This is a genomic window from Arthrobacter sp. YAF16 (assembly GCF_052113385.1).
In the GTDB taxonomy this organism is placed as follows: Bacteria; Actinomycetota; Actinomycetes; order Actinomycetales; family Micrococcaceae; genus Arthrobacter.
The window spans coordinates 102,411-114,575 of record NZ_JBFRDC010000005.1 but is presented as its reverse complement, the minus strand read 5'-3'; the positions used below and the strand labels follow the sequence as shown (position 1 = coordinate 114,575).

The window sequence follows — 12,165 nt, the reverse complement described above, 5'->3', positions numbered from 1 at the left end:
CCCAGCAGCCTTCCGGCCGTCCGCCATTTGCTTGCAGCCGTTCCGCCCCGCGCGGCGACATCCGCGCTCACGGAGTTTCCTCCAGCACCAGTTGGGAGGCGGCGATCTCCTGGTAGGCCCGCGACGACTCCATCAGTTCCTGGTGGGTGCCTTTGGCCACCAGCCGGCCGTCCTCGAGCACGAGGATCAGGTCCGCCTTCTCGATCGTGGACACGCGTTCCGCCACCACCAGGACGGTGGCCGCCCGCAGCGCCGGTTCCAGGGCGGCGCGTAGCCTCTCGTCGGTGCCGTAATCAAGGGCGGAGAAACTGTCGTCGAAGAGGTAGACGGGCGCGGGCCGGAGGAGTGCCCGCGCGATGCACAGGCGCTGGCGCTGCCCGCCGGAAAAGTTTGTGCCGCCCTGGCTGACCGGCGCCTCGAGGCCGCCCGGGAGGTCGCGGACAAAGTCGCCCGCCTGGGCGGTCCCCAGGGCCTGCCACAGTTCCGCATCAGTCGCGTCCGGGCCGCCCACGCGCAGGTTCTCCGCGAGGGTCCCGGAGAAGAGATAGGAATGCTGCGGCACCACGGAGATCAGTCCGCGCAGCTCAGCAAGCGGCAGCGATCGGGTCCCGCGGCCGCCGATGCTGATGCTGCCCGCCGTCGGGTCAAGGAAGCGCGGCAGCAGATTCAGCAGCGTGGTCTTGCCGCTTCCCGTGGCGCCGATGACCGCCGTCGTGGTTCCGGGAGCGGCCGTGAACGTAACCCCGGTGAGGACCGGGGCTTCGGCGCCGGGATAGGCGAATTCGACGTCGTGGAACTCCACGGTGCCTTCAGTGACGGGTCCGCGACCCGAACCAGGCGGCCGTTCCGGGGGCGGTAGCTTCGCCGGTGCCGGGCCCGGCTCCGGATCGCCGATGGACGGTTCGGTGTCCAGGACTTCCTGGATGCGCTCCGCGCAGGCAGCGGCCCGCGGGGCCGTCGTGAAGACGTACATGGCCATCATGATGGCGATCAGGATCTGCAGGATGTAGGCGATAAACGCGGTCAGCGCGCCGAGGCGCATCTGTCCGGACTGGATCCGGTGGCCGCCGAACCAGACCACCGCGACGGAGGACAGGTTAACCACCACCATGATCATTGGATTCATGCCGGCAACCAGCAGCGCAGAGTCGAGGTTGTTCCTGGTGAGGTCCCTGTTGGCCGCATCGAAGCGCCGGATTTCATGCTCCTGCCGGACAAAGCCGCGGATAACGTTGGCGCCAATGATCTGTTCGCGCAGGACCCGGCTGATCCGGTCGATGAGTCCCTGGCCGCGCCGGTACAGCGGAATCAGCCGGCGCACAATCAGCAGCATGAGTCCCGCGAGAACCGGGATCACGGCCACCACAATCCCGGACAGCGGCAGGTCCTGGCGCACCGCGAGGACGATGCCGCCGATGAAGCTGGCGGGCGCGGCGACGAGCATGGTGAAGACCAGGACGGTGAGGTTCTGGATCTGCGTGACGTCATTGGTGGCCCTGGTGACCAGGCTGGGCGCCCCGAACACGCCGACCTCCTGGGAGGAAAAGGTCTGCACCTTGGCAAAAAGCTCCTCGCGCAACTCCCGCCCCACGCGCATGGCGACGATGGCGCCGAGGTAGCCTGCGGCGATGGCGGCACCGACCTGGAGGGCAGCAACTACCGCCATCCAGGCTCCCAGGCGCAGGATCACGGGCGTGTCGCCGGCGACAATGCCGTCGTCGATAATGGCAGCGTTGAGCGTCGGAAGCATCAGGTTGGCGGTGGTCTGCACGAGCTGCAGGCAAATGATGGCCAGAACGGTCATCCTGTGGGCGACGAGCAGGCGCCCCATCAGGCTAAATAGCACCGAACCTCCATCACTAGAACAGGGCTCGGAATCGGACCAGACCGCGGCCGCCCCCAGACCGCCTTGTCATTGTAAGCCCCATCACATGCCGCTTGTTGTCACACGGCGTGTCACATTCGTCAAAGAGCCCGGCCGGCGGAAGGGTTCGCACCGTGCACCCCCGGGCGGCGGCAGGTCCGGCACCCTCTCAGCTCCGCTTGCGGCCCACGGCGAAGACCCTCCGGAAGGGGAAAACCGTTCCGTGGCCGCCCGGCGGGTAAGCCTCGTTCAGCAGCCGCGCGTAGTCCCGCTCGAACCGGGCGGCCTCTTCCGGCGTGAGCGCGGCCAGCACCGGGCGCAGGCCAGTCCCCCGCACCCACTCAAGCACCGGATCGGCGCCCGGCAGGAGCTGGAGGTACGTGGTCTCCCAGGCGTCGGCATCGCAGCCGGCGTCGAGCATCAGTTCGAGGTAATCCGCAGGCTCGCCCACCACGTCGTTATGCCGCAGCACTCCGGCCAGTCGGGCGGACCACTCATCCGAATCGGCGAGCGTCCGCATGAGGGTGTGCGAGGGGGCGTTGAAATTGCCCGGCACCTGGAGCGCAAACCATGCTCCCGGACGCAGCGCCCCAAGCCAGCGGGGCAGCAGCTCCCGATGCCCGGGCACCCACTGCAGGGCGGCGTTGGTGACGACGACGTCGGTATCCGGCGCGGGCATCCACGCGGCGATGTCCGCCAGGCCAAAGGAAAGGTTGTCCGCCGCGGCTGCGAAGGGGGCTGACTTCGCGAGCATTTCGGCGGAGGAGTCCAGCCCCTGCACCGCGGCGCCGGGCCAGCGCGCCGCCAGCGTGGCGGTCAGGCTTCCCGGTCCGCAGCCAAGGTCGACGACATGCCGCGGAGCCTCGGCGTGGATGCGGGCGGTCAAGTCGAAGAACGGCCGGTCCCGATAGTCGCCGAACTGCACGTACTTGGCTGGATCCCACTTCATGCATTCCTCGCTTCACCGCTCGGGCCGTCAGCCGAAGCCTAACCCGGCAGCGGCCCCGGGGCGCCGCCGCCGCACCGCGGGATGCCGGCCCGGGTGTCGGGCCGGGTGTCGGCCCGGGTTTCCGGCCCGGGTGTCTGGCCGCGGGATGCCACCCCGGAGGCAGGCAGCCGGCCGCGCCGCGGGCCACTAAGCTGGAAAGCAATGAAACTTGTTGATCAGCTCCCCGCCCCGGCCGCCCGAGTTCCCGGCAGGAGCGGGCTCGATCCGGATGAGCTCTACACCCGGTTCGTCGAATGGACGGAGAGCCGCGGCCTGGCCCTTTACACCGCCCAGGACGAGGCCATCATGGAGCTGGCCGCAGGCGCCAACGTCATCCTGGCGACCCCCACCGGTTCGGGCAAGTCGCTGGTGGCGATCGCGGCGCACTTCCAGGCCATGGCCCGCGGGGCGCGCAGCTATTACACCGCACCGATCAAGGCCCTCGTCTCGGAGAAATTCTTCGCCCTGTGCGAGATCTTCGGCGCCGAAAACGTCGGCATGATCACCGGCGATTCCGGCGTCAACCAGGACGCGCCCATCATCTGCTGCACCGCGGAAATCCTGGCGAACATCGCCCTGCGCGAGGGATCCGCCGCGGAGCTTGGCGCGGTGATCATGGACGAGTTCCACTTCTACTCCGATCCGCAGCGCGGCTGGGCCTGGCAGGTGCCGCTGCTGGAACTCCCGCAGGCCCAGTTCCTGCTGATGTCCGCCACGCTCGGCGACGTGAGCCGTTTCGAGGAGGGCATCACCGAGCTGACCGGACGCCAGACGACGACCGTCAGCTCCGCGGAACGGCCCATTCCGCTGCACTTCTACTACCAGCAGACCCCCGTGCACGAGACCTTGGAGGAGCTGCTCTCCACCAAGCAGGTGCCGGTTTACGTGGTGCACTTCAGCCAGCTCGAGGCGATCGACCGGGCCCAGAACCTGATGAGCATCAACGTCTGCACCCGCGAGGAAAAGGACAAGATCGCCGAGCTGATCGCCGGCTTCCGCTTCGCCGCGGGCTTCGGCAAGACCCTCCACCGGCTGGTCCGGCACGGCATCGGCGTGCACCACGCCGGCATGCTGCCCAAGTACCGCCGGCTCGTCGAACAGCTGGCCCAGGCCGGTCTGCTCAAGGTCATCTGCGGCACGGACACTCTGGGCGTCGGCATCAACGTTCCCATCCGCACCGTGCTCCTGACCGCGCTGAGCAAGTACGACGGCGTCCGCACCCGCCTGCTGAATTCGCGTGAGTTCCACCAGATCGCGGGCCGGGCGGGCCGGGCCGGCTATGACACCGCCGGGACGGTGGTGGTCCAGGCGCCCGAGCATGTGATCGAGAACGTCAAGGCGATGGCCAAGGCCACGGCGAAGTTCGGCGACGACCAGAAGAAGCTGCGCCAGGTCGTCAAGAAGAAGCCGCCGGAGGGGTTTGTGTCCTGGGGCGAACCCACCTATAAGCGGCTGGTGGATTCCGTGCCGGACCCGCTGGGCTCCAGCTTCACCGTCACCCACGCGATGCTGATGAACCTGATGGAACGCCCCGGCGACCCGTTCAAGGCCGCGCGCCGCCTGTTGACCGAAAACCACGAGACGCGCGCCGCGCAGCTGCAGCTGATGAAAAGAGCGCTGGGCATCTACCGCGAGCTGCTGGCCGCCGGCGTCGTCGAACGCATCCCGCCCGCGGAACAAGGCCCGGACGGCCGCAGCGTCCGGCTCACGGTCCACCTGCAGGCGAACTTCGCCCTGAACCAGCCGCTCTCCCCCTTCGCCCTGGCGGCCCTGGAGCTGCTGGATCCGGAGTCGCCGTCGTATGCCCTCGACGTCGTCTCGGTGATCGAGTCGACGCTGGAGAAGCCGCGGCAGATCCTGTCCGCGCAGCAGAAGAAGGCCCGCGGGGAGGCGATTGCCGCGATGAAGGCCGACGGGATCGAGTACGACCAGCGCATGGCCATGCTCGAGGAGGTTACCTACCCGCAGCCGCTCGCGGAGATCCTCGGCGAGGCGTTCGACGTGTACCGCAAGGCGGCGCCGTGGATCGGCGACTTCGAACTCGCCCCCAAGTCCGTGATCCGGGACATGTACGAACGGGCAATGAACTTCGGCGAATTCGTGCAGTTCTACGGCCTGGCCCGTTCCGAGGGCATTGTGCTGCGCTACCTGGCTGACGGCTTCAAGGCACTCCGGCAGACGGTGCCGCAGGACGCGCTGCGCGAGGACCTTGAGGACCTGATCGCGTGGCTCGGCGAGCTGGTCCGCCAGGTGGACTCAAGCCTGCTGGACGAATGGGAGGAACTCACCTCCGGCGCCGCCCCGACCCGGCACGATGCCCCGCCGCCCCCGCCGCCGTCGCTGACCTCCAATATCCGCGCCTTCCGGGTGATGGTCCGCAACGAAATGTTCCGCCGGGTGGAACTGTTCGCGGACGAGGCCGCCACCGCGCTGGGCGAACTCGACGCCGGCTCCGGCTGGGATGCGGAGCGCTGGGAGGACGCGCTGGACGACTACTTCGAGGAGCACGAGGACATCGGCACCGGCCCGGACGCACGCGGTCCGGGCCTGCTGATCATCACCGAGGAGCCGGGCGTCTGGAAGGTCCGGCAGATCTTCGACGACCCGGCCCGCAACCATGACTGGGGCATCTCCGCCGAGGTGGACCTGGCCGCCTCGGACGAGACCGGCACCGCCGTCGTGCGCGTGATCGACGTGAACCGCCTGTAGCCGCTAGTAAACTGGCGACCATGAGTGTAATCCGCCCGGCCACCGCCCCCGACGTTCCCGCCATCCTGCAGATGATCCATGACCTGGCCATCTACGAAAAGGAGCCGGACGCCGTCCGGAACACCCCCGAGATGCTCACGCAGGTACTGTTCGGCGAGAACCCACGCGTGTACGCGACCATGGCCGAGAATGAGGCCGGCGACGTCCAGGGCTTCGCTTTGTGGTTCCTGAACTACTCCACCTGGGAAGGCGTGCACGGGATCTACCTCGAGGATCTCTACGTCATGCCGGAAGCCCGCGGCGCCGGCCACGGCAAGGCACTGCTGCAGCACCTGGCCGCCACCGCCGTGGAGCGCGGCTACGCCCGGGTGGAGTGGAGCGTGCTGGACTGGAACGAGCCCTCGATCGCCTTCTACAAGAACCTCGGCGCGGCCCCGATGGACGAATGGTCCACCTTCCGGCTCACCGGCGACGCCTTGGACGCATTCGCCGGCGCCCGGACGGCTAACGCCCGTGGTTGACACAACGTCGACTCAGACGGCCTCCGTCCCGCACATCGTCAAGGCCAGGCACGACTACCGCGGCATGCGCACCGCGGAGCATTACTTTGAAGTACCGCTGGACCACTTCGGCGCCGACGGCGAAACGATCACCGTCTTCGCCCGGGAATACGTCTCCGCGGACCACAGCGAGGAGGCCGCCGCGGAACTGCCGTGGCTGCTGTACCTGCAGGGCGGTCCCGGCGGCCGCGGCAACCGCTTCCCCGCGCTGGGCGGCTGGAGCAAGGCCGCGGCGAAGGACTTCCGCATCCTGATGCTGGACCAGCGCGGCACCGGGCTCTCCTCCCCCATCGACCGCAAGACCCTCCCGCTGCGGGGGAGCGACCGGGACCAGGCGCAGTACCTCGAGCACTTCCGCGCCGACTCGATTGTGGCGGACGCGGAGGCGATCCGGCGGACCCTCGGCGCCGCGCCCTGGACTATCTACGGGCAGAGCTACGGCGGCTTCTGCGCGCTGAGCTACCTGTCCTTCGCCCCCGAGGGGCTGCGCGAGGCGCTGATCACCGGCGGCCTCGCGCCCCTGACCGGCCCCGCGGACCGGGTCTACCAGGCAACCTTCCGCCGCGTGGCAGCGCGCAACGCCGAATACTTCGGCTGGTACCCGCAGGACCGGGAGTTGGTCAGCCGCATCGCCCGGCACCTCCGCGACTTCGAGGAGTACCTGCCCGACGGCAGCAGGCTCACCGTGGAGCGCTTCCAGATGGTGGGTTCCTACCTGGGCGGCAACACCCGGGTGGACGGGCTGCACCACCTGCTGGAGGATGCCTTCGTCAGCACCCCCGACGGCGACCGGCTCTCCGACGGCTTCCTGGAGCAGGTCCGCGGGCTTGTCTCCCGCGCGTCGAACCCGCTGTACGCCCTCATGCACGAATCCATCTACGGCCAGGGCGAGGCCACCGACTGGGCTGCACTGCGGGTGCTCCAGGACTTCCCGGAGTTCCGCCCGGACGCCGCCGCCCCGCTGCTAACCGGCGAGATGGTCTATCCCTGGTACTTCGAACAGGATCCGGCCCTCCGTCCGCTCCGCACCGTGGCGCAGCTGCTCGCCGAGAAGGACGACTGGAAACCGCTCTACGACCCCGAGCGGCTGGCCCTGAACAACATTCCGGTGGCCGCCGCCGTGTACACGGACGACATCTACGTGGACCGGGACCTGTCGCTGGAGACTGCAGCCGCCGTGCGCGGCCTGCAGGTGTGGGAGTCCGCTGAGTTCCACCACGACGGCATCGCCGACGACGGCGAGGCGATCTTCGGCCGGCTGCTCGGCATGGCCCGCGCGACGCGCGCCTGACGGCGTCCGCGGCTACCCGGCCGGGGGTTCAGGCCCCGGCAGGCTCCGGGTTGCGGCGTGACCGCGCCGCCGCCTGGAAGACCACGGCCAGGACCGCGGCAGCCACGACGGCCGCCACGAGGTTCAATCCCTGGTAGCCGATTCCGCTCATCACGAGACCGGCGAAGCCCGAGCCAACAGCGCCCGCGACGCCCATCAGGGTGTCCGACACGCCCTGCACGAGGACCCGCTCGCCGACCGCGACACTCTCCGCGAGCAGGGTGGAACCGGCGATGGTGGCCGCCGACCAGCCCAGCCCCAGCAGCACCAGTCCGACGGTGACCAGGGCCGGCTGCGTCTGGCCGAAGCCCGCGACGCAGACGGCGAGCAGGATCAGCCCGTGGCCCAGCAGGATCACCGGGAGCCGGCCGACCCGGTCGGTGAGCCAGCCCATCACCGGTGAGAGGGCGTACATGCCGGCGATATGCAGCGAGATCGTGAAGCCGATCAGCACGAAGACGTCCGTGCCGGCGGTGTGGGCGTGCTCCGCGGCGTGACCGGCCATCGGGCCCTCGGTGAGCAGTTGCAGATGCAGCGGCGTCATGGACATCACGGCGGCCATGCAGCCGTGCGCCGCGACGACGGCGAGCAGCGCCAGCCGGGCGCGCGGGGAGGAACGGACCGCGCGCAGTCCGTTGCGCAAGGCATGCTTGCCCCGGGTTGCCGCTGTCCCTTTCGCCGGCTCCTCGTCCACTGTGCGGATCCGGGCAGCCAGCAGCAGCGGATCCGGGCGCAGCCCGATGAACAGCAGCAAGGCGGCGAGGGCCAGTCCGGCGGTCGAGAACACGAACGGCCCGGAAATCGGCGGCAGGCCGAGGGCCTGCCCCACCATCGCGCCGGGCTGGATGAGGTTCGGCCCGGCCACGGCGCCGACGGTCACGGCCCACACCACGATCGCGAGGGACCGTCCGCGGTGTTCCGGCTCTGCGAGGTCGACGGCGGCGAAGCGGGCCTGCAGGTTGGCCGCCGTGCCGAGGCCCAGCATGGCGGCGCCCAGCAGCAGCAACGGGAAGAAGGCGGTGACGGTCGCCAGGATCACCAGCACAGCGCCGCTCATGGCGGACAGGAGCCCGGTCACGAGGGCTGCCCGGCGTCCCCGCCGGCCGGCCAGCCCGGCAAGCGGCAGCGCGGTCAGCGCGGCGGCGAGCGTCATGGTGGTGGTGACCGAGCCCGCCCAGGCGTTCGAGCCGGAGAGCTGGACGGCCAGCAGCGAGCCGACGGAAAGGCTGGCGCCGCCGCCGACGCCGCTGAGCAACTGGGCGGCACTGAGCATCACAACGGTACGGCGCTGCACCCGTTGCGGGTGCAGCGCCGTACCGGCCGCCGTCGCGGCGTCAAAGCTTTTCACGCTCCGAGCTTAGCCCGTGCAGGGCCGCCGGGGGCGCTACTCGGCGTCGGTGAGGCTCTTGCGCGAGTCCTCTTCGAGCCGGGCATCCAGCTTGGCCTTCGACGCCTTGGAGCTGACCAGGCTGGCGACGACCGCGATGATGATGGTGCCGATGATCACCCCGAGCGAAACGTAGGTCGGGATTTCCGGGGCCCATTCGATGTGCTTGCCGCCGTTGATGAAGGGAAGTTCGTTGACGTGCATGGCGTGCAGCACCAGTTTGACGCCGATGAAGGCGAGGATGACCGAGAGCGCGTGCTTGAGGTAGATGAGCCGGTTCATCAGGCCGCCGAGCAGGAAGTAGAGCTGGCGCAGACCCATCAGGGCGAAGATGTTGGCGGTGAAGACGATGAACGCGCTCTGGGTGAGGCCGAAGATGGCCGGGATGGAGTCCACCGCGAAGAGCAGGTCGGTCATGCCGATGGTCACGAAGACGATCAGCATCGGAGTGAAGACCTTCTTGCCGTCGACTTCGGTGCGCAGCTTGCCGCCGTCGAACTTCTCGGACATCGGCAGGATCCGGCGGATCCGGGCGATCAGCGGGTTTTCCTTATCTTCCTCGTCCTCGCCTTCGTCCTGGGCCTGCTTCCAGGCGGTCCACAGCAGGAAGGCGCCGAAGATGTAGAAGACCCAGCTGAACTGCTCGATCACGATCGCGCCGAGCAGGATGAAGATGCCGCGCAGGATCAGGGCGATGATGATGCCGACCATGAGCACTTCCTGCTGGTACTTACGGGGTACCGAGAAGCGCGCCATGATGATGATGAAGACAAACAGGTTGTCGATGCTGAGGCTGTACTCCGTCACCCAGCCGGCGATGAACTGGCCGCCATACTCCGGGCCGGTGAAGAGGAACATGGCTCCGGCGAAGACCAGGGCCAGCGCAATGTAGAAGGAGACCCACAGGCCGGCTTCCTTCATGGAGGGTTCATGCGGCCGCTTCAGCACCAGGAGTAGATCGATGGCAAGGATGATTCCGAGAACGACGAAGGAGCCGATCTCGAACCAGACGGGAAGTTCGGGCACGAAGATACCTTTCGCAGGGTACAACTAAGCGGTGTAAGTCTCTCCGGCTAAGCTGCCGCACCGTGGCTGTCGCCATCAGGTGCCGATTCGCTGCCCGCTACGCCCGGCAGGGCATCTGTGCCGTGCGTGTTGACGATCGTAGCGCTTGGGATACTCCCCTACGTCTGATCCACTTTACCCTAGGCGTGCCCGGCCGACTGCATCTGGCGCAGCTCCTTCTTGAGATCCCCGACCTCGTCGCGCAGCCTGGCGGCGAGCTCAAACTGCAGCTCGCCGGCGGCGGCGTGCATCTGCTCGGTCAGCTGTTCGATCAGGCCCACCAGGTCCTCGGCCGGGGCGGCCGCAAGGCCGTCGGCGCGGACCTTGGAGCCGCCCTTGCCCTTGCCGCGCGCCTTGCCCGCGCTGGCCAGCAGTTCGCGGGTGTCCGCGTCCTCCTTGGCCAGCTGGTCGGTGATATCGGCGATCTTCTTGCGCAGCGGCTGCGGGTCGATGCCCTTTTCCGTGTTGTAGGCCACCTGGATGGCGCGGCGGCGGTTGGTCTCGTCGATGGCCTGCGCCATCGAATCGGTAATCCGGTCCGCGTACATGTGGACCTGGCCGGACACGTTACGTGCGGCACGGCCGATGGTCTGGATCAGCGAGGTCGCCGAGCGCAGGAAGCCTTCCTTGTCCGCGTCCAGGATGCTCACCAGCGACACTTCGGGCAAGTCCAGGCCCTCCCGGAGCAGGTTGATGCCGACCAGGACGTCGAAGACGCCCATCCGCAGTTCACGGAGCAGCTCCACGCGGCGCAGCGTGTCGACGTCGGAGTGCAGGTACTCGACCTTCACGCCGTGGCCCAGCAGGTAGTCGGTGAGGTCCTCGGCCATCCGTTTGGTCAGCGTGGTGACGAGGACGCGTTCGTTCTTCGCGGTGCGGGTGCGGATTTCGCCCAGCAGGTCATCGATCTGGCCCTTGGTGGGCTTGACGATGACCTCGGGGTCGATCAGGCCGGTGGGTCGGATGATTTGCTGCACGAAGCCGTCTGCCTTGCCGAGCTCGTACTTGCCCGGGGTTGCGGACAGGTAGACGGTCTGGCCCACGCGGTCCTGGAACTCGTCCCACTTGAGCGGGCGGTTGTCCATCGCCGAGGGCAGCCGGAAGCCGTGGTCCACAAGGTTTCGCTTGCGGGACATGTCGCCCTCATACATGGCGCCGATCTGCGGCACGGTGACGTGGGATTCGTCGATGACCAGCAGGAAGTCGTCCGGGAAGTAGTCGATAAGGCAGTGTGGCGCGGTTCCGCGGGCGCGGCCGTCGATGTGCGAGGAATAGTTCTCGATGCCGTTGCAGAATCCCATCTGCTGCATCATTTCCAGGTCATAGGTGGTGCGCATTCGCAACCGCTGGGCCTCGACCAGCTTGTTCTGGCTCTCCAGGACCTTGAGGCGGTCGGCGAGTTCGTCCTCGATCCGCTTGATCGCCCGGGCCATCCGTTCCGGTCCCGCGACGTAGTGCGAGGCGGGGAAGACGTACATTTCGGTCTCGTCCCGGAGCACTTCTCCGGTCAGCGGATGCAGGGTGTAGATGTTCTCGATCTCGTCGCCGAAGAACTCGATCCGGATCGCGAGTTCCTCGTACATCGGGATGATTTCCACGGTGTCGCCCCGGACCCGGAACGTGCCGCGGTGGAAGTCCATGTCATTGCGGGTGTACTGCATGGAGACGAATTTCCGGAGCAGGTCGTCGCGGTTCATCTGGGCGCCCTTGCGCAGGGTCACCATGCCGGCGATGTATTCTTCCGGGGTGCCGAGGCCGTAGATACAGGAAACGGTGGCAACCACAATCACGTCGCGCCGGGTCAGCAGCGCATTCGTGGCGGAGTGCCGGAGCCGTTCGACTTCCTCGTTGACGGAGGAGTCCTTCTCGATGAAGGTGTCCGTCTGGGCCACGTAGGCTTCCGGCTGGTAGTAGTCGTAGTAGGAAACGAAGTACTCCACCGCGTTGTTCGGCAGCAGTTCGCGGAATTCGTTGGCCAGCTGGGCGGCGAGGGTCTTGTTCTGCACCATCACCAGGGTGGGCCGCTGCACCTGTTCGATCAGCCACGCCGTCGTCGCGCTTTTACCGGTACCGGTGGCGCCGAGGAGCACCACATCCTTCTCGCCGTTCTGGATGCGCTCGGTCAGTTCGGCGATCGCGGCGGGCTGGTCCCCGGCGGGCTTGAACTCGCTGATGACCTCGAAGGGCGCCACGACACGGTTGATTTCCTGGGCAAGGCTCATGTTACTAATCTACCGCCGCCCTCCGACAGGAAGCCCTGAT

General features: G+C 67.7%; 8 protein-coding genes. 3 read left to right on the top strand and 5 right to left on the bottom strand.

The features are described 5' to 3' along the window. Positions 1-67 precede the first annotated feature (67 nt). Together AB4Y91_RS11875 and AB4Y91_RS11870 are read right to left on the bottom strand one after the other, a co-directional pair. Positions 68-1,831, bottom strand: a complete 1,764-nt coding sequence (locus tag AB4Y91_RS11875; protein WP_441418752.1) for an ABC transporter ATP-binding protein — start codon at positions 1,829-1,831, stop codon at positions 68-70. Positions 1,832-2,033: 202 nt separating this feature from the next. Next, positions 2,034-2,813 (bottom strand): trans-aconitate 2-methyltransferase, encoded by a 780-nt coding sequence (locus AB4Y91_RS11870; RefSeq protein WP_441418678.1) that lies wholly within the window; start codon positions 2,811-2,813, stop codon positions 2,034-2,036. 201 nt (positions 2,814-3,014) lie between these two features. Between AB4Y91_RS11870 and AB4Y91_RS11865 the strand changes: the two genes are divergently transcribed. From AB4Y91_RS11865 to AB4Y91_RS11855, 3 genes are all read left to right on the top strand, one after another. Then, positions 3,015-5,561 carry a DEAD/DEAH box helicase gene (locus AB4Y91_RS11865; RefSeq protein ID WP_441418677.1) on the top strand — a complete coding sequence of 849 codons (2,547 nt, stop codon included), beginning with the start codon at positions 3,015-3,017 and terminating at the stop codon, positions 5,559-5,561. 20 nt (positions 5,562-5,581) lie between these two features. After that, positions 5,582-6,082 (top strand): GNAT family N-acetyltransferase, encoded by a 501-nt coding sequence (locus tag AB4Y91_RS11860; RefSeq protein ID WP_441418676.1) that lies wholly within the window; start codon positions 5,582-5,584, stop codon positions 6,080-6,082. A gap of 64 nt (positions 6,083-6,146) precedes the next feature. Continuing rightward, the gene (locus tag AB4Y91_RS11855) at positions 6,147-7,412 is read left to right on the top strand and encodes an alpha/beta fold hydrolase (RefSeq protein ID WP_441418751.1); all 1,266 of its coding nucleotides are present in this window, start codon (positions 6,147-6,149) and stop codon (positions 7,410-7,412) included. Positions 7,413-7,440: 28 nt separating this feature from the next. Here AB4Y91_RS11855 and AB4Y91_RS11850 read toward each other — a convergent pair whose 3' ends face one another. From AB4Y91_RS11850 to uvrB, 3 genes are all read right to left on the bottom strand, one after another. Continuing rightward, positions 7,441-8,724: an MFS transporter gene (locus tag AB4Y91_RS11850; RefSeq protein ID WP_441418750.1), complete on the bottom strand. Its 1,284-nt coding sequence runs from the start codon at positions 8,722-8,724 to the stop codon at positions 7,441-7,443. A gap of 111 nt (positions 8,725-8,835) precedes the next feature. Next, entirely contained in the window at positions 8,836-9,864 is a 1,029-nt protein-coding gene (locus AB4Y91_RS11845; RefSeq protein ID WP_346958166.1) for a TerC family protein, read from the bottom strand. 179 nt (positions 9,865-10,043) lie between these two features. Further along, positions 10,044-12,125 carry an excinuclease ABC subunit UvrB gene (gene uvrB / locus AB4Y91_RS11840; RefSeq protein WP_441418675.1) on the bottom strand — a complete coding sequence of 694 codons (2,082 nt, stop codon included), beginning with the start codon at positions 12,123-12,125 and terminating at the stop codon, positions 10,044-10,046. Positions 12,126-12,165 lie beyond the last annotated feature (40 nt).

What these genes read in the sequence shown, in the direction of transcription:
- AB4Y91_RS11875 (WP_441418752.1), bottom strand. Translation starts at nt 1,831, where the DNA reads ATGGGGCGCCTGCTCGTCGCCCACAGGATGACCGTTCTGGCCATCATT.
- AB4Y91_RS11855 (WP_441418751.1), top strand. Translation starts at nt 6,147, where the DNA reads ATGCGCACCGCGGAGCATTACTTTGAAGTACCGCTGGACCACTTCGGC.
- uvrB (WP_441418675.1), bottom strand. Translation starts at nt 12,125, where the DNA reads ATGAGCCTTGCCCAGGAAATCAACCGTGTCGTGGCGCCCTTCGAGGTC.
- AB4Y91_RS11870 (WP_441418678.1), bottom strand. Translation starts at nt 2,813, where the DNA reads ATGAAGTGGGATCCAGCCAAGTACGTGCAGTTCGGCGACTATCGGGAC.
- AB4Y91_RS11865 (WP_441418677.1), top strand. Translation starts at nt 3,015, where the DNA reads ATGAAACTTGTTGATCAGCTCCCCGCCCCGGCCGCCCGAGTTCCCGGC.
- AB4Y91_RS11850 (WP_441418750.1), bottom strand. Translation starts at nt 8,724, where the DNA reads ATGCTCAGTGCCGCCCAGTTGCTCAGCGGCGTCGGCGGCGGCGCCAGC.
- AB4Y91_RS11860 (WP_441418676.1), top strand. Translation starts at nt 5,582, where the DNA reads ATGAGTGTAATCCGCCCGGCCACCGCCCCCGACGTTCCCGCCATCCTG.